The sequence below is a fragment of the Roseovarius sp. CAU 1744 genome, assembly GCF_039839345.1.
Lineage (GTDB): Bacteria > Pseudomonadota > Alphaproteobacteria > Rhodobacterales > Rhodobacteraceae > Roseovarius.
Window position 1 is genome coordinate 340592 of record NZ_JBDOQV010000002.1, and the last position, 25787, is coordinate 366378.

19 protein-coding genes and 1 tRNA gene are annotated in these 25787 nt (G+C 63.2%); all 20 read left to right on the forward strand.

All coding sequences use genetic code 11. The features are described from left to right. The first annotated feature begins 29 nt into the window (after positions 1–29). On the forward strand, positions 30–1457 hold the full coding sequence (locus tag AAFO92_RS05590; protein WP_347533664.1) for a deoxyribodipyrimidine photo-lyase: 1428 nt from the start codon (positions 30–32) through the stop codon (positions 1455–1457). A 70-nt stretch (positions 1458–1527) separates the two neighbouring features. Continuing rightward, on the forward strand, positions 1528–2736 hold the full coding sequence (locus tag AAFO92_RS05595; protein ID WP_347533665.1) for a cyclopropane-fatty-acyl-phospholipid synthase family protein: 1209 nt from the start codon (positions 1528–1530) through the stop codon (positions 2734–2736). Beyond that, entirely contained in the window at positions 2737–3195 is a 459-nt protein-coding gene (locus AAFO92_RS05600; RefSeq protein WP_347533666.1) for a TrgA family protein, read from the forward strand. It begins immediately after the preceding gene. A 163-nt stretch (positions 3196–3358) separates the two neighbouring features. After that, positions 3359–4327, forward strand: coding sequence for an NUDIX domain-containing protein (locus tag AAFO92_RS05605; protein ID WP_347533667.1), 969 nt, complete (start codon positions 3359–3361; stop codon positions 4325–4327). A 55-nt stretch (positions 4328–4382) separates the two neighbouring features. Further along, on the forward strand, positions 4383–5417 hold the full coding sequence (locus AAFO92_RS05610; protein ID WP_347533668.1) for a cysteine synthase A: 1035 nt from the start codon (positions 4383–4385) through the stop codon (positions 5415–5417). Then, positions 5414–7834 carry a DUF3772 domain-containing protein gene (locus tag AAFO92_RS05615; protein ID WP_347533669.1) on the forward strand — a complete coding sequence of 807 codons (2421 nt, stop codon included), beginning with the start codon at positions 5414–5416 and terminating at the stop codon, positions 7832–7834. Before AAFO92_RS05610 ends, AAFO92_RS05615 begins: the two co-directional genes overlap by 4 nt. A gap of 238 nt (positions 7835–8072) precedes the next feature. Beyond that, positions 8073–8162 (forward strand) — tRNA-Ser (locus tag AAFO92_RS05620). A gap of 366 nt (positions 8163–8528) precedes the next feature. Continuing rightward, positions 8529–10079: a BCCT family transporter gene (locus AAFO92_RS05625; protein WP_347533670.1), complete on the forward strand. Its 1551-nt coding sequence runs from the start codon at positions 8529–8531 to the stop codon at positions 10077–10079. Between the two features lie 27 nt (positions 10080–10106). Then, on the forward strand, positions 10107–11957 hold the full coding sequence (locus AAFO92_RS05630; RefSeq protein ID WP_347533671.1) for a glycine betaine ABC transporter substrate-binding protein: 1851 nt from the start codon (positions 10107–10109) through the stop codon (positions 11955–11957). 22 nt (positions 11958–11979) lie between these two features. After that, entirely contained in the window at positions 11980–12435 is a 456-nt protein-coding gene (locus tag AAFO92_RS05635) for a universal stress protein (RefSeq protein ID WP_347533672.1), read from the forward strand. 319 nt (positions 12436–12754) lie between these two features. Next, a complete protein-coding gene (locus tag AAFO92_RS05640) occupies positions 12755–14554 on the forward strand; it encodes an autotransporter assembly complex family protein (RefSeq protein WP_347533673.1) in 1800 nt (599 codons plus the stop codon). Further along, a complete protein-coding gene (locus tag AAFO92_RS05645; protein WP_347533674.1) occupies positions 14554–18000 on the forward strand; it encodes a translocation/assembly module TamB domain-containing protein in 3447 nt (1148 codons plus the stop codon). The genes AAFO92_RS05640 and AAFO92_RS05645 overlap by 1 nt, the downstream gene beginning before the upstream one ends. A gap of 263 nt (positions 18001–18263) precedes the next feature. After that, positions 18264–20003 (forward strand): ABC transporter substrate-binding protein, encoded by a 1740-nt coding sequence (locus AAFO92_RS05650; RefSeq protein WP_347533675.1) that lies wholly within the window; start codon positions 18264–18266, stop codon positions 20001–20003. A 108-nt stretch (positions 20004–20111) separates the two neighbouring features. After that, entirely contained in the window at positions 20112–21188 is a 1077-nt protein-coding gene (locus AAFO92_RS05655) for an ABC transporter ATP-binding protein (RefSeq protein ID WP_347533676.1), read from the forward strand. Then, on the forward strand, positions 21188–22264 hold the full coding sequence (locus AAFO92_RS05660) for an ABC transporter ATP-binding protein (RefSeq protein ID WP_347533677.1): 1077 nt from the start codon (positions 21188–21190) through the stop codon (positions 22262–22264). The genes AAFO92_RS05655 and AAFO92_RS05660 overlap by 1 nt, the downstream gene beginning before the upstream one ends. Beyond that, positions 22261–23124 (forward strand): sugar ABC transporter permease, encoded by an 864-nt coding sequence (locus AAFO92_RS05665; RefSeq protein WP_347533678.1) that lies wholly within the window; start codon positions 22261–22263, stop codon positions 23122–23124. Before AAFO92_RS05660 ends, AAFO92_RS05665 begins: the two co-directional genes overlap by 4 nt. Further along, on the forward strand, positions 23121–23918 hold the full coding sequence (locus tag AAFO92_RS05670; protein WP_347533679.1) for a carbohydrate ABC transporter permease: 798 nt from the start codon (positions 23121–23123) through the stop codon (positions 23916–23918). The genes AAFO92_RS05665 and AAFO92_RS05670 overlap by 4 nt, the downstream gene beginning before the upstream one ends. Before the next feature lies 1 nt (position 23919). Then, complete coding sequence (locus AAFO92_RS05675) at positions 23920–24198, forward strand: DUF2160 domain-containing protein (RefSeq protein WP_347533680.1); 279 nt, start codon at positions 23920–23922, stop codon at positions 24196–24198. Positions 24199–24274: 76 nt separating this feature from the next. Beyond that, on the forward strand, positions 24275–24670 hold the full coding sequence (locus tag AAFO92_RS05680) for a BlaI/MecI/CopY family transcriptional regulator (protein ID WP_347533681.1): 396 nt from the start codon (positions 24275–24277) through the stop codon (positions 24668–24670). Then, positions 24660–25784 (forward strand): M56 family metallopeptidase, encoded by a 1125-nt coding sequence (locus AAFO92_RS05685; protein ID WP_347533682.1) that lies wholly within the window; start codon positions 24660–24662, stop codon positions 25782–25784. The genes AAFO92_RS05680 and AAFO92_RS05685 overlap by 11 nt, the downstream gene beginning before the upstream one ends. The last annotated feature ends 3 nt before the right edge of the window (positions 25785–25787 follow it).

Consider the following 25787-nt stretch of genomic DNA (forward strand, 5'->3'; position numbering starts at 1 on the left):
CCTGAAAGCGGGAATGAACGGGGCAGCGCATGAGCAATAGCAATAGCAAACCAACCATTCTGTGGCTTCGGCGCGATCTGAGGCTGGGCGATCATCCCGCGCTGCTGCAGGCATGCGGCCGCGGCGGGCCGGTCATACCGGTCTTTATCCGCGACGACAACGTAGACGGGCTGGGCGCGGCCCCGAAATGGCGGCTGGGCCTGTCGCTGCGGGTGTTGTCCGAGGCGCTGGAGCGCAAGGGCAGCCGCCTGATCCTGCGCAGCGGTCCGGCCGGGGATGTGCTGGAACGGCTGATCGCCGAAACAGGTGCCGACAGCGTGATCTGGACGCGCCTTTACGATCCGGCGTCGATCAAGCGCGATACCGACATCAAGGCCGGGCTGAAGGCACAGGGGATCTGCGCGCAGAGCGTCGGCGGCCATCTGCTGTTTGAACCCTGGACGGTCGAGACCGGGCAGGGGGGCTACTACAAGGTTTACACACCGATGTGGAACGCGGTGAAAGACCGGGATGTTCCCGCGCCAGAGGCGGCGCCCCGGGCCATACCCGCACCGGAAAACTGGCCTGCCAGCGATGATCTGGAAGGCTGGCGGCTTGGGGCCGCGATGCAGCGGGGCGCGGCGGTGGTTTCGGGCTGGCAACGGCCGGGCGAGGCCTGCGCCGAGGATCGGCTGGCCTGGTTCACAGGTGACGGTATCGAGGATTACGGCCAGGCGCGAAACCTGGTGGCGGTTGATGGCACCTCGGGCATGTCCGAATACCTCTCGCTGGGGGAAATATCGCCGCGCACCTGCTGGCACGCGGGGCTCGGCGCGCTGCATCGCGGCGCTAAGGGGGCCGAGAAATGGCTCAAGGAGCTGGTCTGGCGCGAGTTCGCCTATCACCTGATGTACCACACCCCCCGGATCCTGTCCGACAACTGGCGCGAGGAATGGGCAAGCTTTCCCTGGAACGAGGATGAACGCCTGTCCGAGGTCTGGGCGTGGAAACAGGGCCGCACGGGGGTGCCCTTCGTCGACGCCGCGATGCGCGAGATGTATGTGACCGGCAGGATGCACAACCGCGCCCGGATGATCGTGGCCAGTTACCTGACCAAGCATCTGATGTGCCATTGGCGGATCGGGCAGAAATGGTTCGAGGACTGCCTGACCGACTGGGATCCGGCCTCGAACGCGATGGGCTGGCAGTGGGTGGCCGGCTCGGGCCCGGATGCATCACCCTATTTCCGCATCTTCAACCCCGAGACCCAGCAGCAGAAATTCGACCCGGACGGCGACTATGTGGCGCGCTGGATCGCGGAAGGCCGCGACAGCCCCGAACGCACCGCACTGGCCTATTTCGACGCGGTGCCGCGGTGGTGGAACCTGTCGCCCAAGGATACCTATCCTCAACCCCTGGTGGAGCTTTCCGAGGGGCGAAAGCGCGCATTGGCTGCATATGAGGCGCGGAATTTCTGATCGTTAACAATTTTCTTGCGAAAAAACCCGCCCAGAGCCTAGCCTGTTGAGGACATCATAGGGAGGGCGCATGACCCTGACCGATACCAAGGGCCAATCCGATCTGCCGCGCTATTTCGCGCAGGTCTTCGAGCGTGCCCGGCAGATCAATCACGGGCGCCTGGATTTCGTTCTGGCCGACGGGCGGCGGTTCCGGGCCGAAGGCGGCAAGCCGGGACCGGTGGCCGAGATCGTGATCCATAACCCCGACAGTTTTGTCCGGCTGATCCGTGAGGGCGACCTGGGGTTCAGTGACGCCTATCTGGAAGGCTGGTGGAGCACGCCGGATCTGCAGGCGTTCATGGATTTCATGCACCATGACAACGACGTGATCTATGACGGCTTTCCGGGCATGGGCCTGCTGCGCGCCTATGAACGCATGCGCCACTGGATGAACCGCAACAGCCGCCGGCAGGCGCGCAAGAACATCAGCTATCACTACGATCTGGGCAATGAGTTTTACGCGCTCTGGCTGGATGAAACCATGACCTATTCCAGCGCGCTTTTCGAAACCGGGCAGGAAAGCCTTGAGAATGCGCAGACCGCCAAATATGCCAGCCTGATTGACCAGATGGGCGTGAAACGCGGCGATCACGTGCTGGAGATCGGTTGTGGCTGGGGCGGGTTTGCCGAATATGCCGCCAAAGAGCGTGGCTTGCGGGTCACAGGTCTAACCATCAGCGAAGAGCAGTTGAAGTTCGCCAGGCAGCGCATTGAAAAGAATGGACTTTCAGACAAGGTGACGTTCAAGTTGCAGGATTACCGGGACGAACGGGGCAGCTATGACGGTATCGCCAGTATCGAGATGTTCGAAGCCGTGGGCGAGAAATACTGGCCCGCCTATTTCGGAACGCTAAGAGATCGGCTGCACCCCGGTGCGCAGGCCACGTTGCAGATCATCACCATTCAGGAGCGTCGCTGGGAAGCATACCGAAAAGGTGTTGATTTTATTCAGAAATACATCTTTCCGGGCGGCATGTTACCCAGCCCTGCGGCGCTTGATACCGAGATCGGACGCGCCGGGCTGCGGGTTGCGAACTGTCATGCCTTTGGACAAAGCTACAGCCAGACGCTGCGCCGCTGGCACGAAAGTTTCAACGCCAAATGGGATCAGATCGCGGGCCTTGGCTTTGATGACAGGTTTCGCCGGATGTGGAATTTTTACCTGACCTCTTGTGCGGGGGCCTTCCAAAGCGGTAATTGCGATGTAGTCCAGATCACAGTAGCAAGGCCGCGATAGATGCCCGTTACCGACAGAATGCCAACCGCCGCCAAACTGGCCGCCGCCGCCATCCTTGGGGGAATTGCCTGGTATGCCTCGGATCTGGTGCGCCCGCTGATGCCCGACGGCACGGATTTCGGCTGGTTCAACTATGTCAATCTGGCACTTGGACTGGCCTGCGGCTGGTTCGTCGTCGGTACACGGGTCGGGCGCAGCTATCTCGAATCCTTCAGCGCCGGGTTGACGGGCATGGCCGCGCTGGTGTTCTGGGCGCTGTTCCTGCAGAGCTTCAATGAAATGCTCAAGCTGGCGCTGCAGAACCGGTATGAAGGGCCCGTCGAGGGGATTGTCGCGATTTTCGAGATCGCGATCGATTTCGGCACCAACCTGCTGGATGCCAACCTGATCATCACGCTGTTCGTCGGCGGGATCGTGACGGGGGTTGTGGCGGAATGGGCATCGCGCCGCTGGTCGTAACCGGATGAGCGAAATTTTCCTTTATGGACCAATGGCATGGACGCCATTGTTGGACGGGATTTGCCGGGCACCCATCACCGGTAAGCGGGCAGAGTTACAGGGGTATGCCCTTCGCGGCGCGCCCATGGCGTGTTTTCCCGATCTGCATCCCGCAGAGGGCACAGTGAGTGGTATTGTGATCGAGGATGCGCCGGCGGACGCGCAGTCAGCCATCGCCTATTTTGCAGCGGGTCTCGGCTATGCGCCGGCAGAGTGCGCCGTGATTGCTGAAGGCCGCGCGCGGCCGGTTACGGTCTATTGCCGGGCGGCTGAGGCGTCCGAAACCACCCGCGACTGGCTGCTGGAGGCGTGGGAACCCGCATGGGGACAGATCGCGCTGAACGCCGCGCAAGAGGTGGCGCAGCACCGGTCCGCGGTGCCTGCGGAAACCCTAAGCCGGATGATGCCGATGATCCTGGTTCGGGCGGCGTCGCGTGCAACCGCCGCCGCCGGTGCCCCGACCGACCTGCGCAGCGATCTGCACGCCGATGCCGTCGAGGTCCTGGAACAGCATAACCGCCATGCGGGTTTCTTCCTGACCCGCGAAGCCACGCTGAGGCATCCGATGTTCGACGGCAGCCAAAGCCCACCGGTGACACGCGAGGTCTTCGTGGCCACCGACGCGGCGATCGTTCTGCCCTATGATCCGGTGCGCGACCGGGTGCTGCTGGTCGAGCAATTTCGCATGGGCCCGTTCGGGCGCGGCGACCCGCACCCGTGGATGCTGGAGCCGGTGGCGGGCCGTGTCGATCCGGGCGAAACCCCCGAGGCAACCGCGCAGCGCGAATCCGTCGAAGAGGCCGGGCTGGCGCTTGGGCGGCTGGAACACGTGTCGAGCCACTATTGCTCGTTGGGTTGTTCGACCGAGTATTTTCATTGTTACGTGGGCCTGTGCGATCTGCCGGACCTGAACATGGGCCAGGGCGGGCTGGACAGCGAAGATGAGGACATTCGCACCCATGTGCTGCCGTTTGAGCAGGCGATGGCGCTGATCCCCTCGGGCGAGGCCGCGAATGGCCCGCTGATCCTGTGCCTTCTGTGGTTGCAGCGGGAACGCGCAAGACTGCGCGCCGATGCCGGATCGGACGCTTGATGTTGGGCCCGTCTGCACATACACCATTGGGGCGCTAAGACAGGAGCATCAGGCAATGCGATACGCTGAGGATCTGGCCGCGGCCATTGGCAATACACCGCTGATCAAGCTGAAGAAAGCCAGCGAACTGACCGGCTGCACCATTTTGGGAAAATGCGAGTTCCTGAACCCGGGTCAGTCGGTCAAGGACCGCGCGGCGCTGTATATCATCAGGGATGCGGTGGCGCGCGGCGATCTGCGCCCCGGCGGCACGATTGTCGAGGGCACGGCCGGCAATACCGGCATCGGCCTGGCGCTGGTGGGCGCGTCGATGGGGTTCAAGACGGTGATCGTGATCCCCGAGACCCAGAGCCAGGAAAAGAAGGACATGATCCAGCTGGCGGGGGCCGAGCTGGTGCAGGTGCCGGCGGCGCCCTACAAGAATCCCAACAACTACGTGCGGTATTCCGGGCGGCTGGCCGAGCAGATGGCGCAGAGTGACCCCAATGGCGCGATCTGGGCCAACCAGTTCGACAACGTGGCGAACCGCCAGGCCCATATCGAGACCACGGGCCCCGAGATCTGGGACCAGACCGGCGGCAAGGTTGACGGGTTTGTCGCCGCCGTCGGCTCTGGCGGGACGCTGGCCGGGGTGGGCGCGGCGCTTCAGCCCAAGGGCGTCAAGGTGGCGCTGGCCGATCCGATGGGCTCGGGCATGTTCACGCTTTACCGTGACGGCGCTGCGGCGGCCGAGGGAAGCTCGATCACCGAGGGCATCGGGCAGGGGCGCATTACCGCCAACCTCGAAGGGTTCACCCCGGACATGTCCTGGCAGATTCCCGACGACGAGGCGCTGCCGGTGGTGTTTGACCTGCTGCGCGAGGAAGGGCTGTGCATGGGCGGATCAACCGGCATCAACGTCGCCGGCGCCATCCGCATGGCGCGCGAAATGGGACCGGGGCACACCATCGTCACCGTGCTGTGCGATTACGGCACGCGCTACCAGTCAAAGCTGTTCAACCCCGAATTCCTGCGCGAGAAGGGCCTGCCGTCGCCCGACTGGCTGACCGACGCGCCGCGCGCGATTCCCGGCGTGTTCGAGGAAGCATGACCCGAATCCGGCAGCTTCTCCTTGTTCTGGCGCTGGTATGCGCGGGCCTGGCGTCCGTGCTGGCGATGCCGGCCTCGGCGCAACCGGGAAGCATCGAGCCGGACTATCCGACCTGGGAAAACGTTGCCACGCGTGCCGACAACGCGATTGCCAGCGGGCGGGCCTCGATTACGGCGCTTGAGGAACTGCGCAACCAGATCGCCGACTGGCGACAGCAATTCCTGGATGCCCAATCTGTCAATCGCAGCGCCATCGGCACGGTGAGCGACCAGCTGGATGCGTTGGGACCGGCGCCCGAGAACGGAAACGAAGCAGAAGATATCGCCTCGCAGCGAACGCAGTTGAACGAACGCCTGTCCGAGTTGCAGGCACCGGTAAAAAAGGCCGAACTGGCCTATAGCCGGGCGGACGGTCTTATCAAGGGGATCGACCAGATCGTTCGCGACCGACAGAAGGCCGAACTGCTGGAATTGGGGCCGTCGCCCCTGAATATCGCCCACTGGGATGATGGGCTGAACGCCCTTCTCAACGCGTACCGGACGCTTCATTCCGAACTCCGGCTGGCCTGGCGCAGCCCGGTGCAGCGCGCCGATACCAAGGAAAATCTGCCGCTTATCCTGGTGTTGCTGGCGATCGGCGTGGCGCTGGTGGCGCGTGGCCGCCGCTGGTGCCGTGTGCTGTCGCGGCGCGTTCTGAAACCCGATGAACGCCCAGGCGCCGCGCGCTGGCTGGTCGCGTTTGCCATTTCGGTTGGCGAATTGCTGTTGCCCTATGTCGGCGCGCTGATGATTGTTGCGGCGATGTTTGCCACAGGGCTGGTGGGGTTGCGCACCGAACAGATGTTGACCGCGCTGCTGGTGTCCTTGTTCATCTATTTCCTTGCCCGGTGGGTATCGGTGAGGATTTTCCCGTTCCGCACACATCGTGACCTGCCGCTGAACCTTGATGACGACCAGCGCCGCACGGGCCGCGTGCTGGGTACGGGCCTGGGCCTGGTCGTTGCGCTTGTCAATTTCCTCGAAGAGACCGCCGACATCTTCGACTGGTCCGAGGCGGCGATGATCGTCACCATCTTTCCGGTCACGCTGGTGGCGGCGGGGCTGCTGTGGCGGCTCTCGAAGCTGCTGAAGATCCACACCGAGGCTGGCGGGGTGGAAGGTGTCGATACCTTCCGAAACCGTTTGGTGCGCCTGATCTGCCGGGCGATCCTGGTGCTGGCCGTGGTGGCGCCTGTGCTGGCGGCCATCGGCTATTTCAAGGCGGCCGAGGCGTTGATGCTGCCGGCATTGCTGTCGCTGCTTCTGCTGGCGGTGCTGGTGGTGTTGCAGCGGCTGGTCAACGAGGTCTACGTCCTGCTAAGCAGAAAGCCCGAAGACGGGGCGGATTCGCTGACGACCGTGGTTGCGGGCTTTGTGCTGGTCTTGCTGTCACTGCCGGTTTTTGCGCTGATCTGGGGCGCGCGCGTCACCGACCTGACCGAGCTCTGGACGCGGTTTACCTCTGGTATCGAACTGGGTGGCGTTCGGATTTCGCCGACGATTTTCCTGACCCTGGCGCTGGTCTTCACCGCCGGCTACCTGCTGACCCGGTTCATCCAGGGAACGCTGAAGAACACCGTCCTGCCGAAGACCAATATCGACACTGGCGGGCAGAACGCGATCGTTTCGGGCGTGGGCTATATCGGGATATTCCTGGCAGCGATCGTGGCCGTCACCAGTGCCGGGATCGACCTCAGCTCGCTTGCCATTGTGGCCGGCGCCTTGTCGGTCGGTATCGGTTTCGGCCTCCAGAACATCGTTTCGAACTTCGTCTCCGGTATCATCCTGCTGATCGAACGGCCGATTTCCGAGGGCGACTGGATCGAGGTCGGCGGCACCCACGGCTATGTGCGCGACATCTCGGTGCGCTCCACGACGATCGAAACCTTCGACCGCTCGGACGTGATCGTGCCCAATGCCGACCTGGTCAGCGGCACGGTCACCAATTACACCAAGGGCAACACCGTCGGACGGGTGATCGTGCCGGTCGGTGTGGCCTATGGCAGCGATACGAAACAGGTCGAGCAGATTCTCAGGGAGATCGCCGAAGCGCATCCGATGGTCGTCGCCAACCCGCCGCCCAATGTCGTCTTCCGCGGCTTCGGGGCGGATTCGCTTGATTTCGAGATCCGGGCGATCCTGCGCGATGTGAACTGGATGTTGAACGTGCATTCGGACATGAACCACGAAATCGCCCGCAAATTCGCGGATAACAGTATCGAGATTCCGTTCGCACAGCGCGACGTCTGGCTGCGCAACCCGGAGACATTGCAGAATGCCGCGCCACCGCCCCCCGCGGAACCGGCACCGAAGGCACCAAAACGTCGAACCAGGATCAAGGACATGGACGCGGGCGACGGCGACGGTGATCAATCCTGATGACGGCGCGGGTCCGGGCCACTCGTTACCCTGCGGCGGCACCCATATGGCGCCGACCGCGCGAATTCGGACCGCTGCGTGCCGGAAAGACCGAAACGAAGGGCCGTCATTACCCGCGTGTTTGCCGGCATCTGGCGGACTGACCCGCGGGCCGGCCACCGATCTGCCGGCGCACCCGGCAGGCGCGTCGATCACCCCTTGCGCAGGCCAAGAAAGTCAGGCTACACACCGGGCCAACGGAGCGGTGGCCGAGTGGTCGAAGGCGCACGCCTGGAAAGTGTGTAGGCGGGAGACCGTCTCCAGGGTTCGAATCCCTGTCGCTCCGCCATCCCACTCTGCGATGAACAACAGGGCCGTTCTCTGCAACTGGTCGTGGTTCCGGGTTTCCTGTCCCGCATGGGAAGCCGCACGAGATCACCGGCGCATCGTTTCGGGCGGATGTGGTCAGAGGGTTGGCGCCGGCCCGCCGGCGATCCGGCCGGGGTCTGCGGCCCTGCAAAAGATCGCTCTGCGTTGAAAGAAAAAGGTTCTTTTGCCCGCTTGCCATTGCACGGCGACCCCGAAACTTTCAAACGAATCGGCGCACCTGACCTTTTCCGGGTGTCAATCTTGATTTGTGAAGTTTTCTGACATTCCCTTCTCGGACGATCGAAGCCAGCAGAAGTTTCGATGCCCGGACACAGGGAGCAAGCAGATGTCCGCATTTAAAAATGCATCTTTCAATACCGTATTCATTGTCGCAATGGTTCTGTGCCTCGCCATCGGCGTCTGGGGGGTGATAAGCCCCAACAGCATGACCGGTTCCGCGCAGGCGTTCACAAGCTACCTGCTGAACGGTGCCGGCTGGATGTGGCTGGCGATGTGTTCCGGTTTCCTGCTGCTGGGCGGTTACATGGCCTTCGGGCCTTATGGCCATATCCGCCTTGGCAAGGACAATGAAGAGCCGGAATTCAGCACCGCCTCGTGGATCGCGATGCTGTTTGCCGGCGGCATGGGTTCGGGGCTTCTGGTCTGGGGCGCGGCGGAGCCGATGTATCATTTCGTGTCGCCGCCGGGGATGGAGGGCGAAACCGCCGAGGCCGCGCGCGAGGCGCTGGTCATCACCAACCTGCACTGGGGACTGCATGCCTGGTCAATCTATGGCTGCTGCGCGCTGGTGATCGCCTATTTCACCTTCCGCCGCAACGAAAGCTCGATGATCTCGACCCCCATCAAGCATGTCTTCAAGGGGCCGACGGGTGAAAAGGTGGGCAAGGCCGCGGATATCTTGGGGGTGATCTCGGTGGTCTTCGGGCTTGCCGGATCGCTTGCCATGGGAGCGCTCGCCGTGCGGTCGGGCATGTTCTATGCCTTCGACACGCCGCAGAACAACACCATGTCGATGATCATCCTGGTGGTGCTGTTCGTGGCCTACATGCTGTCGGCCACCACCGGCGTCGACAAGGGCATTAAGATATTGTCGAACATCAACATGGTCCTGACCGTGGCGATCATGCTGATGGTGATCTATGCCGGGCCGACGGCCTTCATCCTGGAAACATTCGTCGATTCGATCGGCCAGTATTTCAGCGCGATCATCACCAAATCCTTCACCCTCTACCCGTTCGAGGGGCTTCAGGGCTGGACCTCGGGCTGGACGCTGACCTACCTGATCTGGTGGCTGGCCTGGGGGCCGTTCATCGGCATCTTTGTCGCCCGCATCTCGCGCGGGCGCACGATCCGCGAGTTCATCTTTGGCGTCGTGCTGGTGCCGACCATGTTCTCGATGCTCTGGTTCGCGGCCTTTGGTGGTGCCGGTTTCTACATCGAAATGTACGGCGGCGGCGGGCTGAAAGAGATTATCTTCGAGGATGTCTTTGCCGCGCTCTTTGCCTTCCTGGGTTATTTCCCGGGCGCCACCATCCTTGCGGCCCTGGCGGCGGCGCTGCTGTTCATCTTCCTGGTGACATCGGCGGATTCGGGCACCTTCGTGCTGTCGATGATGACGACGGATGGCAACCTGAACCCGCCGATCATCCAGAAGATGATCTGGGGCGTCCTGATCGCGGTGCTGACCTTCTCGACCCTGGTGACAGAGTCGGTAACGGTGGCCAAGGCGATGGCGATTACCGGGGCGATCCCGTTTGCGGTGATCGTGCTGTTGCAGATCGTCGGTTTCCTGCGCGAAATCCGCAAGGAACTTGACGCGCCCGAAGTCATCGAGGCCCGCGGCGAAGCCGAAGGCGCTGCCGAGGGTTCGGCCTGATACCAACCGGAAAGAAAGGACTGTCTCATGTTCAGAAAGACATTCATATCCATTCTCGCCGGTGTGTTCCTGCTGGCCGGCTGTTCCGAGGACGAAAAGAAAATCCGGATCGGTGCCAAGAATTTCGGTGAAAGCCGGATCATGGCCCAGATGATGGCAGCCATCCTCGAGGAACAGGGCCTGCCGGTCGAAGGGGTGGTGGAATATGCCAATACACCCGCCATCCTCGAGGCGCTCAAGCGCGGTGATATTGACGCCTATCCCGAATATAACGGGACCGGCCTGGTGATGCTCGGACAAAGCCCCGTCACCGATGGTGACGAAGCCTTGGCAAGGGTCAAGAAAGTGTTCGAGCCGCTTGGCATTTCATGGCGCGAGCGCGTGGGCTTTGCCAATAACTACGGCCTTGCCATGCTGCCCGAGCGCGCCGAAGAACTGGGCGTCAGCACCATGTCGGACCTTGTTCCGCGCAGCGCAGAGGTGACGCTGGGGATCGAGGATGATTTCATTGCCCGGCCCCTCGATGGTCTCAACCCGATGGTTCAGCGCTACGGGTTCGAATTCGGCGCGGTCGAACAGGTGCCGCTGTCGGATCGCGGACAGCTTTATGACAATCTGCTCGACGGCCAGGTCGACGTGATCGAGGTCTATACCACCGATGGTCAGATCGCCGATTACGGGCTGGTGATCCTTGACGACGATCTGGAATTCTTTCCGGTCTATGAACTGGCGCCGATCGTCAGGGTCTCGTCGCTTTCGGCCTTCGATGGCCTCGGGGGGGCGCTGGACGCGCTTGGCGGTATCCTCAGCAATGAGGAAATGCAGGCGCTCAACCGCAAGGTCGACCTGGAAGGACGTTCACCGCGGGCGGTGGCCCGCGATACGCTGGCGCGGCTTGGGCTGATCTCCTCGGGCGCGGTCGATGCGGTCGACCCGCTGGCCATCGCCGCATCGCCGCTGATGGCCGGGGGCGACCTGTCGAGCACGGCCCTGCGCGCAGCCCGGCGGGCCTATGTCGGCCGCGAGGTGACGATCACGCCCGTCACGCAGCCGCTCCAAGCGGTATCCGCCGGCGAGACGCGCCTTGCGATGGTGGGTGCCGAAAGCTTCTTTGACCTGTCCGGGCCGACACCGGTGCGGATGGACCAGTACGAGGGGCTAGCCGCTGTCGGCAGCAACGCGGTGCATGTGATTGCCACAACCGGCGACGGCAGCCCGTCATCACTGAGCGCGGCGGCAACGCTCCTTGTGGGGCCCGAAGGGTCTGCCTCTCACCGGATTGCCACGATCCTGAAAGACGGGCTGGGCCTGTCGGCGGAACTTGAGGTGACCGCGGCCACCACGCCGGCGGAATTGCTGGCGGGCGTGGATGGCGGCAAGGTGGCGATCATCGCGGCACCGGCGGGTGAAAGCGCGCTACGGGATGCCTTCGACGAAGGCGGATTGAAACTCTTGCCGATCGCTGGCTGGGAGGATGGCGGAAATCTTGTCAAATATCCGTTCCTGCGCAAGATCCGCATCCCGGGCGGCACTTACGGGTTGCAGTTTTCACCGATTGAGACACTGTCGAGCCAGGTGGTCCTGGCCGGTCCCGCGCCGGGCTCGGCGGCTGCTGCCATCGGTGAACAGGGGCCGGGGGCCACCGCCGCGCCCAGTCTGAAACCGGTGCCGGCAAGCACGGTCAAGGCACTTGCCGCGGGCATCGGCGGAGGCGAGCTGATCGACCCGGTGCTGCCTGTTGCCGCCGCCTTTGCGCCCAGTCTGCCGGAACCGCCGGCGCCCATGAACCCGTCAGCGGATGTCTCGATCCTCAATGTCGCGCTGACGTTGATGTTTGTCTGGCTCTTCTGGCTGTTCGTGCGCCGCGAAGCCCGCTGACCCCTGGAAAGGAGATTGTGGAATGACTGAGAAAATTCTCGTTCCAATCGACATGGCCGATCAGAAAACCGGCCTGAAGACGATTGCCGAAGGGGTCATGCAGGCCAAGGCCAGACAGGGTGAACTGATCGTGATGACCGTGGTGCCGGATATTCTCGCGGGGTTGGACTGGCGCTATGCAATCCGCGGCGAGACGGGCGGATCCGAGGAATATGACCTTAAGGCCATCGTGAAAGAAGCGCTGACACAGCTGAACAAGATAGTGTCCGAACAGACCCCGAGCGGCATGAAGGTCAAGACGATTGCGCGCCACGGCACCGCCTACGAGGAAATCCTCAACGTGGCCAAGGATATCGGCGCGACGATGATCGTGCTGGGCGCGCATCGTCCGGCGCTGTCGGATTACCTGATCGGCCCAACCGCGGCGCGCGTGGTGCGTCACGCGGAATGTTCGGTCAACGTCATGCGTCAGAACTGACCCTCGCGCAGCGCCTGAGCTGACGGATCTGGCGTGGCCGCGTCAGATCGGTTTCGCCCAGCTTGAATTCACGCCGTTGAGCGAAGCGGTGAAGGCCATCGGATTTCCCGCTGGCGTTGCGTGCTGGCACTAATTCAACGCTCCGCCCGTGGCCGATCATCGCGTTCCCGCGCCAGTCACTGCCGTCGGGCCGGGTCGGCGGATTCTTGCGGTATGTGCATGGACGAAGGGGGGCGCTTGTCCTAGGTTTACATGGTGGATCGCCCGGTCAAGCAGGGTCGGGGATGTGGGTGTCGGAGCTGCCGGAAGTGGGTTTTCAATGATTGACAAAGCGATGCGCCCTGGCTGGCTGTGGTGGGTGGCGACCGCTTTTTTCCTGTGCCGGCTGAGCACCGCCTGGTGCTTTGAGGCCGGATTGCAGCTGACCCGTCAGGATGAGGCGCTGCGCGACCGGCTGACCCAGTCCTCGTTGGTGATGACCGCCATGCGCGAAGAGGTGACCGCCCCGCTGGATATCCTGGCGGCGGCCCAGGCGGATTACGGCAACCTGGTGTCGAACCTTTATGCGCAGGGGTATTTCGGCCCGGTGATCAAGATCCTGGTGGATGGGCGCGAGGCCGCCGAGATACCGCCGCTGGCGCAACTCAGATCGGTGCGCCGCGTCATGATCCTGATCGAGACGGGGCCGCCCTTCCGGTTGGGCACGGCCAGGATCGGCCCGCTGGACCCCGATACCAAGCTGCCGGAAGGTTTCGCCCCCGGTCAGCCCGCCAATGTGGGCGTGATCGCTGATGCCGCCGAGGCAGGTATAGACGCGTGGCGTGCCCGCAGTTTCGCCAAGGCGCGCGTCGTTCGCGAAGACATTACCGCCGATCACGCCAGGGCGCGGCTGAATGTCGATCTGGCGCTGGATCCGGGCCGCTCGGCGACCTTCGGCAAGGTCAACGTGCCTGGGCCCAGCGATGTCAGAGAGGACCGTATCCGCCGCATTGCCGGTATCCCGCGGGGCAAGCTGTTCGACCCGGTCGAGGTAGAGCGCGCGGCCAACCGGCTGCGGCGCACGGGCGCGTTCAGCGCGGTCACGGTTCGCGAAGCCGATCAGCTGAACCCCGACGGCACGCTGGATATCGATCTGGATGTCGTGGACGCCAAGCCAAGGCGGTTCGGCTTCGGCGCCGAGATCGAATCCATCGAAGGGCTGACGCTGTCGGGCTTCTGGATGCACCGCAATCTCTTTGGCGGGGCCGAGCGGTTTCGCGTGGAGGCCGAAATTGCCGGCCTGGGCGGTGACACCGAGGGCGTCGATAGTACGCTGCGCATCGGCCTGACGCGGCCGTCGACCTTTGATTCCGATACCGACCTTTATGCGCTGATCGAGCTTGAGCAGCTGGATGAAGAGCTGTTCAATTCGGAACAGATCACCGTGGGCGCGGGGATCAGCCACTATTACTCGGAAGAGCTGGAGGGAAGGATCGGGCTTGCCTATCGCTTCTCGGATGCGCGCGACCAGTTCGGCAGCCGGACCTTCACCCATCTGACCGTGCCGATCGAATTGACCTGGGACAAACGGGACAACGAACTGGACCCGACCGAAGGGTTCTACCTGTCGGCCGAGGCGCTGCCCTATTACGGCCTCGACGGCAGCGAAAGCGGGGCGCGCGGCTATCTGGACGCGCGCGGTTATCGCTCGCTGGGAAACAGCGAGATCGTGCTGGCCACGCGGCTGCAATTCGGGTCGATCATCGGGTCATCGCTGGCGGGCACACCGCCGGACCTTCTGTTTCTGTCGGGCGGCAGCGGCACCGTTCGCGGCCAGTCCTACCAGTCTTTGTCGATCCTGACCGGCACCGTACGGACCGGCGGGCGGTCATTCATCGGGCTGGCGGGCGAGGCGCGTTTCCCGGTCAGCGGAAAAATCGGTGGCGTGGTATTCTACGATGTCGGATATATCGGCCGGAACAGTTTTCCCGACGGCACCGGCGACTGGCACAGCGGTGCCGGGGTCGGGGCCCGGTACAAGACCGCCTTTGGCCCGATCCGGTTCGATGTTGCGGTCCCTGTGACTGGCCCCGACACGTCGGGTTTTGAATTCTATATCGGGATTGGACAGGCATTCTGATGCGTTGGCTTTTCATCATATCCCTGCTGGTCATCAGCCTGACCGGGGCCGCAGCCCAGCAGGACACGGCCGAAGAGGACAAGGGCAGGATCACCCGGTACCTGCAGGATGCCCTGTCCGGGCTGGGGCGAGAGGTGCGCATTGACGGGTTCCGCGGCGTGCTGAGTTCACGGGTCAGCATGGACCGGCTGACCGTCGCCGATGACGACGGTATCTGGCTGACACTGGAAGATGCGGTGCTGGACTGGAACCGGCTGGCGGTTCTGCGCGGGCAGATCGAGATCGAACAGATTTCCGCCGCGCGGATCGACGTGGCGCGCCTGCCGAAGAGTGACGCGCCTGCCTCGCCTGAGGCCGCGACCGGGTTTTCACTGCCGGAACTGCCGGTCAGCATCAATATCGGCAAGCTGGCCGCCGGAGAGGTGACATTGGGCGAAACCATCCTTGGCGAGCCTGTCACCCTGACCGTGGACGGCGCGGTATCGCTTGCCGGGGGTGAGGGGCAGGCGGACCTGTCGGTGACGCGCCTGAACGGGCCGCGGGGGCAATTCAGCCTGGCGGGCCGTTATGCCAACGCCACCCGTCAGCTTGTGCTGGACCTGCTGCTGGACGAGGCCGAGGATGGCATCACCGCTACCCTGCTTGACCTTCCGGGCCGACCGGCGCTGGAACTGTCGGTGCAGGGCGATGCGCCGATTGACGAATTTGTCGCCCGGGTGGTGCTGAAAAGCGCGGGCGAGGAAAGGATGGCGGGCCAGATCAGCACGCAGGTGGTAAGCGCCGAAAGCTCCGCCGCGGCAGAGGATCAGCCATCGCCCCGGATCATATCGGTTGACATCGCCGGGGATCTGGCGCCGCTTTTCGCCCCCGCCTACCAGCCGTTTTTCGGCAATGACGTGGCGCTGGTTAGCCTGGTCCGGCTGTTTCCCGATGGCCGCGTCAGCCTTGAAAAGATGGAACTCAGGGCCGCGTCGCTGCTGTTGGAAGGGACCGTCGATATCTCGGCCGAGGGGCTGCCGGAACGGTTCGAGATCAACGGGCTGCTGGAAGACCCGGCGCAGGGCAAGGTCACGCTGCCGCTGTCCGGCCCGCCAACGCTGGTGCGCCGGGCGGATATCACCGCGCTGTTCGATGCCGCCGAGGGCGATGCATGGATCGTGAAGGCCCGGCTGGATGATTTCGAGCGCCCCGATATCGCGATCGACGGGGTCGATCTGTCAGCCAACGGAACCATCCAGAATGACGACGATGGCCGCGCGGTGACGGCGCGCATCGACAGCCGCGTTTTCGGTATCGGGCTTTCCGACGACGCGGTGTCGCGTGCCCTAGGTGACAGCTTTGCGTTGCTGGGCGAGCTTGCCTGGCGCGAGGGCGCGCCGCTGGACCTGAGCAATGTCAGCCTGCAGGGCGACGGCATGACCCTTTCCGGCGGCGGCAGGATCGACGGGCTGGAAAGCGCGGTGACATTCGCCGGTGCCTTCAGCGCCGAGGTCGAGGATATTGCCCGCTTCTCCGATCTGGCGGGGCAGCCCCTGAAAGGCGGGCTGACCGCTGACCTCAAGGGCGAAGCCGCGCTGTTGACGGGCGCGTTTGACCTGGAACTGTCGGCCACGGGCACGGACCTGGGGGCGGGCATCGAAAAGGTCGACCCGATCCTTGCCGGGCAGAGCACGCTTTTCGTTTCGGGCAAACGGGATGAGGACGGCCTGGTGCTGCGCTCTGCGACGCTGGACACCACGGGGGCGTCGGCCGCCGTGAACGGCTTTGTCAGCTCGGAACAGACCAATTTCGAATTTCGGACCGCGCTTGACGACCTGCAACGCTTTGTCAGCGGGATCGCCGGGCCGGTGGAACTGTCGGGCGAGGCCACGCAGCACGGTACCGGCTGGCTGGTCGATATCGAGGGCACCGGGCCGTTCCAGTCCACCGCACGGGGCCAGGTTGCCCTGCCCGAAGGCGGCGAGCCGAGCGCCAGGCTGACCGGCCGGATCGGCAATGTGGCGGCGCTGTTGCCGGATCTGCCCGGCAGCGCCGAATTCGAGGCGCGGATCCGCCAGCAGGGCGAAAGCTGGGCCGTGGACACCACCGGGCAGGGGCCCGGCGGCAGCACCTTTGCGGTGGCCGGTCAAGTGCGGTCGGATGCCAGCAGTGCCGCGCTGGAGATGAATGGCACCTTGCCACTGGCCCTGGCCAACAGGCGGATACGGCCCAACGCCGCACAGGGAATGGCCCGGTTCGATCTGCGCCTTGACGGTCCGCTTGCGCTGTCCTCAGTCTCGGGTCAGCTCAGCACATCCGGGGCGCGCGTTTCCTTGCCCGCACTGCAGAATTCGCTGTCCGGGATCGACACGACAATCACCCTGTCGGGCAATCAGGCCGCGATCAGATCGTCGGCCGATCTTGCCACCGGGGGGCGGTTGGTGATCGCCGGCGATGTTGGCACGCAGGCACCCCATGCCACCAGCCTCGGGGTCAGGATCCTTGGGGTGACGCTGCGCGATCCGAAACTGTTCGAAACGCTGGCGCGGGGTGATCTGGTGGTTCAGGGCAACGCGCCCGACAACCTCACGATCACCGGCCAGATCAATCTGGACAATACCGAGGTCCGGGTTCCGTCAACCGGTCTGGGCGCGGGTCATATCCCCGAGATCCGGCATGTGAACGAGCCGCGTAACGTGCGGCAAACACGCCGGAATGCCGGGCTGATTGCCGACGGACCTGATACCGGCGGATCATCGGCGGGGCCCGCGGTTGGGCTTGACGTGCTGATCGTCGCGGATAACCGCGTTTTCGTGCGTGGCCGGGGCCTTGACGCGGAACTGGGCGGGCGTTTCCGCATGACCGGGACAACGGCGGATATCATCCCGATCGGCGGGCTCGACCTGATCCGCGGGCGGCTGGACATCCTGGGCAAGCGCCTGACCCTGGACGAGGGGCGCGCGCGCCTTCAGGGGGATTTCGTGCCGGGGATTCGGCTGGTGGCCAGCACGGTCGCCGATGATGACACCGTGGTACGCGTGATCATCGAGGGGCGCGCCGATGCGCCGGAGGTCCGCTTTGTGTCCGAGCCGCCGCTGCCCGATGACGAGGTGTTGGCGCGGCTGCTGTTCGGCCGCGACCTGGGTTCGCTTTCGGCGTTTCAGGCGCTGCAGCTGGCCTCGGCGGTGGCGACCCTCGCAGGCCGGGGCGGCACCAGCCTGGCAGAACGCATCCGCCAGTCGACCGGGCTTGACGACCTCAGTGTAAGTTCGGATGCCGATGGCGAAACGACGCTTGGGGTCGGTAAGTATATCAGCGACAATATCTATACCGATGTGCAGATCGGCGATCAACAGAACACGCAAATCAATCTGAACATCGACCTCTCGCGCCGGACCAAGCTGCGTGGCTCCGTCGGCTCGGATGGCGGCACCGGTTTGGGGATCTTCTTCGAAAAGGACTATTAGGGGGCCGTTCATGCGCCTTGCAGCCGGCCTGGTGCCGCGCGACGTCAGCAGCGGGTGACGCGCAGAATGGCACCGAAAACCGGCGCGCTTGTGTTCTGGCGCCGTGGCTGATGCAGCAGCCGCGCGAAGAGACGTTTGGTACCTTGCGCGCGCGGTCATGAAAGAGCCGTGTCTACTAAATTTTTAGTTTGCAAATCACCGATTTCCCGACAAGACTGCATCTGCCGGATCATTCCGGTACAAAATTTATGGGAGGAGAAAAGATGCGTAGGTATCTGCTGGGCGCGGTTGCCGCGTCTGCCGTTATTGCGGCGTCAGGTGCAGCCACAGCCGATGAAGCGGCGGCGCAGCGCTGGATTGATCAGGAATTCCAGCCATCGGTTCTGTCGAAAGACGAACAGATGGCCGAAATGCAATGGTTCATCGAGGCCGCGCAGCCCTATGCCGGCATGGAAATCAATGTTCTGTCCGAAGGCATTCCGACACATTCGTATGAATCGGACGTTCTGACCAAGGCGTTCGAGGAAATCACCGGGATCAAGGTCAACCACCAGATCCTGGGCGAGGGCGAGGTCGTTCAGGCCGTGCAGACCCAGATGCAGACCGGCCGGAACCTGTATGATGGCTACGTGAATGACAGTGATCTGATCGGGACGCATTCGCGCCTGCAGCTGGCCTACAACCTGACCGACCAGATGGCGGGCGACTGGGCGGCGACCACCTCGCCGACGCTCGATCTGGACGATTTCATGGGCAGCCAGTTCACCACCGGCCCCGATGGCAAGCTCTATCAGTTGCCTGACCAGCAATTCGCCAACCTCTACTGGTTCCGCAAGGACTGGTTCGACCGCGAAGACCTGCAGGCCGCGTTCAAGGAGAAATACGGCTATGACCTGGGCGTGCCGGTCAACTGGTCGGCCTACGAGGATATCGCCGAGTTCTTCACCAATGACGTGAAAGAGGTCGACGGCACCACGATCTATGGTCACATGGATTACGGCAAGCGCGCGCCCGACCTGGGCTGGCGGATGACCGATGCCTGGCTTTCCATGGCCGGCGCCGGCGACAAGGGCGAACCCAACGGTATCCCGGTCGACGAATGGGGCATCCGGATGGAAGCGGGCACCTGCAACCCTGTTGGCGCCAGCGTCAGCCGCGGTGGGGCGGCCAACGGCCCGGCGGCGGTTTATGCGATCCGCAAATGGGATGAATGGCTGCGGAATTACGCGCCTCCGGGGGCGGCCAGCTATGACTTCTACCAGTCGCTTCCGGCGCTCAGCCAGGGCAACGTGGCACAGCAGATCTTCTGGTACACGGCCTTCACCGCCGACATGGTCAAGCCGCAATCCGAGGGCAACAACACTGTCGATGCCGACGGCAATCCGCTGTGGCGCATGGCACCCAGCCCGCACGGTCCCTATTGGGAAGAGGGTCAGAAGGTCGGCTATCAGGACGTGGGGTCCTGGACCTTCCTGAAATCCACGCCCGGCGACCGGGCGCAGGCCGCATGGCTTTATGCGCAGTTCGTGACCTCGAAGACCGTGGATGTGAAGAAATCCCATGTCGGGCTGACCTTCATCCGCGACAGCTCGGTCAATCACGAAAGCTTCACCGAACGTGCGCCCAAACTGGGCGGCCTGGTGGAATTCTACCGCTCGCCGGACCGGGTGGCGTGGTCGCCGACCGGTGTGAACGTGCCGGATTATCCCAAGCTGGCGCAGATCTGGTGGCAGCAGATCGGTGACGTGAACTCGGGCGCCTTTACCCCGCAGGAAGCCATGGACCGTCTGGCCGAGGAGATGGATATCACCATGTCGCGGATGCAGGCGGCGGACGAGGGGGCCAATGTCTATGGTGGCTGCGGCCCGCGCCTGAACCCGGAAAGCGATCCCGAGGAATGGCTGTCGAAGCCGGGATCGCCCAAGGCCAAGCTGGAGAACGAGAAGCCGCAGGGCCAGACCGTCAATTATGACGAGCTTGTCGCCCGCTGGGCTGCCCAGTAGGGCCAAGTTCCTGTAAGGTGCGGCAGGGATGCCGCGCATTGATGGCCGGGGCGTGTTTCTGCCCCGGCCATCGTGAATGCGCCGAAAGGGGTGTCGGCAAGGACCAAGATGACCGTAGAATTAAGAAACATCACCAAGGAAGTCGCCGGGCAGGTCCATATCAAGCCGACCTCGCTGATATTGGAAACGGGTCACTTCAACGTGCTTCTGGGGGAAACCGGGGCGGGCAAGACATCACTTATCAAGATGATGGCGGGGCTTGATCCGATCGCCGGCGGGCAGATCCTGATGGATGGCCAGGACGTGACCCGGCTGAACACGCAGAAGCGCAATATCAGCCTGGTGCATCAGTTTTTCGTCAACTATCCGCATATGACGGTGTTCGATAACATCGCCTCGCCGCTGAAAGTGGCGGGTATGCCGAAATCGGAAATCCAGGGGCGGGTGGAAGAGGCCGCAGATATCCTCCAGCTTCGGCCGATGCTGCACCGCCGCCCGCATGAATTGTCGGGCGGACAGCAGCAGCGTACGGCGCTGGCGCGGGCCATCGCCAAGGAAAGCCGGGCTGTGTTTCTGGACGAGCCACTGGCCAACCTGGATTACAAGCTGCGCGAGGAACTGCGCGAACAATTGCCGGAACTGTTTGCCGGGCGCGGCGCGGTCGTGGTCTATGCCACCTCCGAGCCGGAAGAGGCGCTGCTGTTGGGGGGCAAGACCGGGTTGATGGAGGATGGGCGCGTCGTGCAGTTCGGGCCAACCGCCGAAATCTACCGCCATCCACAGTCGATGATGGCGGCAAGGGTGTTTTCCGATCCCCCCATCAACACCGCCGAGATCCGCAAGAAAGGCGACGTGATCCACATGGGCGACGATGCCGCGTGGCCGGCGACGGGCGCGGTGGGGGATCTGACCGACGGGGCATATACGATTGCCGTCCGCCCGCATCACGTGGCGCCGGTGGGTTCTGAGGCACATTCCGTGGCGCTGACGGGCACGGTTCTGGTGACCGAGCTCAGCGGGTCGGAAAGCAGCGCGCATTTCCAGATGCGGTCGGCCGACTGGGTTTCGCTTGCGCATGGCGTCCATCCGTTCGAGATCGGCGCGGATCATCAGTTCTACCTTGATCCGGCGGCCTGTTTCTATTTCGCGCCCGATGGGCAGCTGGTCTCTCGGGGGGTGGACTGATGGCCAAGATCACACTCTCGAAGCTGCGGCACAGCTATTACCCGGATCCGTCCGGGCCGGATGATTATGCCTTGAAAGAGATCGACCTGGACTGGTCGGATGGCGGCGCCTATGCGCTGCTGGGGCCGTCCGGCTGCGGAAAATCGACGCTGCTCAACATCATCTCGGGCCTGCTGACCCCGTCCGAGGGGCGGATTCTGTTCGACGATGTGGACGTGACCGATCTGCCGCCCAACCAGCGCAACATCGCCCAGGTTTTCCAGTTCCCGGTGATCTACGACACGATGAGCGTTTTCGACAACCTGGCCTTTCCGCTGCGCAATCGCGGCGTGGCCGAGGATGTGGTCAGGTCGCGCGTGCTGGAGATTGCCGAAATGCTGGAAGTCACCGACATGCTGAGCACCCGCGCCGCCAACCTGTCGCCCGACAACAAGCAGAAGATCAGCATGGGCCGCGGGCTGGTGCGCGACGATGTGAACGTGGTGATGTTCGACGAACCACTGACCGTGATCGATCCGCATCTGAAATGGAAATTGCGCAGTAAACTCAAGGAGCTGCATCAGAAAGTTCGCGCAACCATGATCTATGTCACCCATGACCAGACCGAGGCGCTTACCTTTGCCGATCAGGTCGTTGTGATGCAAGAGGGCGAGATCGTGCAGATCGGCACGCCGGTGGAACTGTTCGAGCGCCCGGCGCATACTTTCGTGGGCCATTTCATCGGCTCGCCGGGCATGAATGTGCTGCCCGCCGACATTCGCAACGGATCGGCCTATTTCGAGGGCCACAAGGTGGAGGTCGAGGGGCGGATCAGTCTTGGCGAAGGTCTGACCCAGCTTGGTGTGCGCCCCGAATTCGTCAGGATCGCGGACGCGGGGCTGCCGGCGCGTGTGCGCAAGGTCGCCGATGTGGGCCGCCACAGCGTCGTCGACGCGATGGTCGGCGATACCCTGGTCAAGGCCATCAGCACGGGCGATTTGCCAGCGCAGGGCGAGGCCGTGCATCTTGCATTCACCGCCAGTCACACGCGCGTCTACCGCGATGGCTGGCTGGCCACGGAAAGGGCAGGGGCATGAGAACAGAAAACCAGAAAGCGTGGTTCTTCGTGCTGCCGGTGCTCCTGCTGGTGGCGTTCAACGCGCTTATCCCGATGATGACCGTGGTCAACTATTCGGTGCAGGAAACCTTTGGCAACAACGTGTTCTTCTTCGAAGGGCTGCGCTGGTTCGAGGAGCTCCTGAACTCCGACAGGTTCCACGCCGCCCTGGGCCGGCAATTCCTGTTCACCGGAATCATTCTGGCGATCGAGGTGCCGCTTGGCATCATCATCGCGCTCAGCATGCCGCGCCAGGGCATCTGGGTGCCGGTCTGCCTGGTGACGATGGCGCTGCCGATGCTGATCCCGTGGAACGTGGTGGGGGCGATGTGGAACATCTTCGCGCTACCCGATATCGGGCTGCTGGGATACCTGATGAACCACACGCTGGGCATCCCCTATGACATGACCCAGAACCCGTTGGCGGCCTGGATCACGATCATCATCATGGATGTCTGGCACTGGACCTCGCTGGTGGTCCTGCTCAGCTATGCCGGGCTGGTCTCGATCCCGGATGCCTACTACCAGGCGGCCAAGATCGACGGCGCCAGCCCCTGGTCGGTGTTCCGCTATATCCAGTTGCCCAAGATGAAGACGGTGCTGACCATCGCGATCCTGCTGCGGTTCATGGACAGTTTCAACATTTACACCGAACCGTTTGTCCTGACCGGCGGGGGGCCGGGCAATTCGACCACGCTTCTGTCCATCGACCTGGTGAAGATCGCGCTAGGACAGTTCGATCTGGGTCCGGCGGCGGCGATGTCGCTGATCTATTTCGCGATCACGCTGCTGGTCAGCTGGCTGTTCTACACGCTGATGACGAAGGATGACGCAAAATGAGAAAGCGCAGCCTGATCCCGATCATCTATATCCTGTTCCTGCTCTTGCCGATCTACTGGCTGGTGGCGATGAGCTTCAAGACCACCAACGAGATCTTGGCCGGGTTCTCATTGTTTCCGCAGACCTTCACGCTGGACAATTACCGGGTGATCTTCACCGATCCGTCCTGGTACTGGGGCTACATCAATTCGATCCTCTACGTGTCGATAAACACGGTGATATCGATCACCGTGGCCCTGCCTGCCGCCTATGCGTTCAGCCGCTACAGGTTCCTGGGGGACAAGCAGCTGTTCTTCTGGCTCTTGACCAACCGGATGGCACCCGCGGCGGTTTTTGCGCTGCCGTTTTTTCAGCTTTATTCGGCGGTGGGCCTGTTTGATACGCATCTGGCGGTGGCGCTGGCGCATTGCCTTTTCAACATCCCGCTGGCGGTCTGGATCCTCGAAGGGTTCATGGGGGGCGTGCCCAAGGAACTGGATGAAACGGCCTATGTCGATGGCTATTCCTTCCCGCGGTTCTTCGTGTCGATCTTCCTGCCGTCGATCAAGGCGGGGGTCGGGGTGGCGGCCTTCTTCTGCTTCATGTTCTCCTGGGTGGAACTCTTGCTGGCGAAGACCCTGACGGCGGTCGAGGCCAAGCCGATTGCCGCCACGATGACCAAGACCGCGTCAAGCGCGGGGTACGAGCTCGGCCTCTTGGCGGCGGCGGGAACGCTGACGATCATCCCCGGCGCCATCGTGATCTATTTCGTGCGCAACTACATCGCCAAGGGCTTCGCCCTGGGGAGGGTCTGAAATGCTGAACTGGATGGCATGGACATGGCCCACGGCGCTGGTCTTCGTCGGGATTTTCACCGCGATGGGGGTCATCACGGTGCTGGAAATCCGCCGGCCGGGCGGGGATGAGCGCAGGGGCGTTTTCGGACTGGTGACGACCCGGGGCGACAGGCTGTTCATCTCGCTTCTGGGCACGGTCTATATCTTCCTGGCCTGGCTGGGCCTGGTCGGGATGCCGTTGTGGGCGCCCCTGGGGCTGAGCATTGCCTGGGGCGTCTTCTGTTTCTGGAAGGTCTGAGGCGCCCGGTGGCGTTTTTCGCCGGTGCGCTCTAGGCTGACCGGGTGGCGAGCAGTTTGGTAAAGCGGAAAGTCGTATGCGTCAGAAGAAGAAGAGCGAGTTCTTGACCGAGGTCGAGCTGGAGTTCATGACCGAACTCTGGGCGCTTGGCCAGGGCAGCGTGCGGGATGTTCTGTCACGCCTCGCGGCGGGCCGGAACCTGGCCTATACTTCGGCGGCGACGATCTTGCGCATTCTGGAACAAAAGGGGTTTGTGACCAGTGAGAAGCACAACAAGACCCTGATTTACAAACCCGCGCTCGCCCGCGAGGCCTATCAGTCGAAATCCCTGCGCAACCTGTCGGACAAGCTGTTCGACGGCACGCCCGCGTCGCTTGTGGCGCGACTGGTGGATGATGACGGCCTGTCGGAAGAAGCGCTGGAGGAGATACGGGCGCTATTGGACAGGAGGTTGACCGACAATGACGGCTGACTCGATTTTCAACGCGTATATTGATGCAAACCTGGTTCTCTTTCTGGCGGCTGTCTTGTGGGCCGCCGCCCGATTTGTGCTGAACCAGACGTGGCTTCGCCGGGCCGGTCTGATGCAGCTTCACCTGATTTATGGCATATTGCTGGCCGTGGCCGCGACACCGCTGGTCATCGCCCTGCATCACCTTGCTGCCCAGGCAGGGCTGTGGGGCGCTGGCTATTCGGCAAGCATCTCCGATTTCGCCCTGGCGCAGTTCCTGAATGGCCGCATCGGGATGTCCCCCTCGCAGTTCGAGGCGTTGTGGATGTCGCGGCTGGTGTTCACACAAGATGTCACCGGGCTGTCCTCGGTCCTTGGGATTGCAGTGGCGCTTTTCCTTGCGGGCGGCGCCTTGATTGGCGCGGGGCGGCTGATGCGCAACGCCTGGCAGGTCGGGCTTGTCATCCGGCGCGGTTATCTGTGGCGGCGTTTCGGCACGGTCCACATCGTCCTGACCGACCGCATAGATGTCCCGTTTTCCACCCGCGGCCTGACGCGGCGCTATATCGTGTTGCCCTCTGCGCTTCTGTCGCAGGCCGATGATCTGCGGATTGCCATCGCCCATGAGCTTCAGCACATGCGGCAGGGCGATCTGGGCTGGGAAATCGCGCTTGAAGCGCTGCGCCCGGTGTTCTTCTGGAACCCGGCCTTCATCTATCTCAAGCGCGAGGTCGACGAGCTGCGGGAACTGGCCTGCGACCAGCAGATTCTGGCGCGGCGTCAGTTTGGCGTGCGCGATTACTGCGACTGCCTGTTGAGGGTGTGTCAGAACGCGTTGGGCCATCGCGGGTTGCGGCAGGTGGCCGCGCCATCCGTGCCGCTGCTGCGGTCCGGGGGCGGGCGGCGCGCGGCGGAATTCCTGAAACGCCGCGTGGTCGCGATGCTGTCGCACCGGCAGCCGGCACCGTCCAGATGGGTCACGGCGGCGCTGATCCTGCCTTTCGCGGCGGCGATCGGTTTTGGCGCGATCTCGTCGCAAGGCAGCCAGGCGGACTGGAGCCAGGACCGTCTGATGCTGAGCACGATCGTGAATCTGGAGCGGCTGGATCAGCGGACACTGGCAACCCGGTACTGACGG

Excerpts from the sequence above, each read along its gene's own strand:
- AAFO92_RS05590 (WP_347533664.1), top strand. The coding sequence starts at position 30 with ATGAGCAATAGCAATAGCAAACCAACCATTCTGTGGCTTCGGCGCGAT.
- AAFO92_RS05595 (WP_347533665.1), top strand. The coding sequence starts at position 1,528 with ATGACCCTGACCGATACCAAGGGCCAATCCGATCTGCCGCGCTATTTC.
- AAFO92_RS05600 (WP_347533666.1), top strand. The coding sequence starts at position 2,737 with ATGCCCGTTACCGACAGAATGCCAACCGCCGCCAAACTGGCCGCCGCC.
- AAFO92_RS05610 (WP_347533668.1), top strand. The coding sequence starts at position 4,383 with ATGCGATACGCTGAGGATCTGGCCGCGGCCATTGGCAATACACCGCTG.
- AAFO92_RS05615 (WP_347533669.1), top strand. The coding sequence starts at position 5,414 with ATGACCCGAATCCGGCAGCTTCTCCTTGTTCTGGCGCTGGTATGCGCG.
- AAFO92_RS05625 (WP_347533670.1), top strand. The coding sequence starts at position 8,529 with ATGTCCGCATTTAAAAATGCATCTTTCAATACCGTATTCATTGTCGCA.
- AAFO92_RS05630 (WP_347533671.1), top strand. The coding sequence starts at position 10,107 with ATGTTCAGAAAGACATTCATATCCATTCTCGCCGGTGTGTTCCTGCTG.
- AAFO92_RS05635 (WP_347533672.1), top strand. The coding sequence starts at position 11,980 with ATGACTGAGAAAATTCTCGTTCCAATCGACATGGCCGATCAGAAAACC.
- AAFO92_RS05640 (WP_347533673.1), top strand. The coding sequence starts at position 12,755 with ATGATTGACAAAGCGATGCGCCCTGGCTGGCTGTGGTGGGTGGCGACC.
- AAFO92_RS05645 (WP_347533674.1), top strand. The coding sequence starts at position 14,554 with ATGCGTTGGCTTTTCATCATATCCCTGCTGGTCATCAGCCTGACCGGG.
- AAFO92_RS05650 (WP_347533675.1), top strand. The coding sequence starts at position 18,264 with ATGCGTAGGTATCTGCTGGGCGCGGTTGCCGCGTCTGCCGTTATTGCG.
- AAFO92_RS05655 (WP_347533676.1), top strand. The coding sequence starts at position 20,112 with ATGACCGTAGAATTAAGAAACATCACCAAGGAAGTCGCCGGGCAGGTC.
- AAFO92_RS05660 (WP_347533677.1), top strand. The coding sequence starts at position 21,188 with ATGGCCAAGATCACACTCTCGAAGCTGCGGCACAGCTATTACCCGGAT.
- AAFO92_RS05665 (WP_347533678.1), top strand. The coding sequence starts at position 22,261 with ATGAGAACAGAAAACCAGAAAGCGTGGTTCTTCGTGCTGCCGGTGCTC.
- AAFO92_RS05670 (WP_347533679.1), top strand. The coding sequence starts at position 23,121 with ATGAGAAAGCGCAGCCTGATCCCGATCATCTATATCCTGTTCCTGCTC.
- AAFO92_RS05675 (WP_347533680.1), top strand. The coding sequence starts at position 23,920 with ATGCTGAACTGGATGGCATGGACATGGCCCACGGCGCTGGTCTTCGTC.
- AAFO92_RS05680 (WP_347533681.1), top strand. The coding sequence starts at position 24,275 with ATGCGTCAGAAGAAGAAGAGCGAGTTCTTGACCGAGGTCGAGCTGGAG.
- AAFO92_RS05685 (WP_347533682.1), top strand. The coding sequence starts at position 24,660 with ATGACGGCTGACTCGATTTTCAACGCGTATATTGATGCAAACCTGGTT.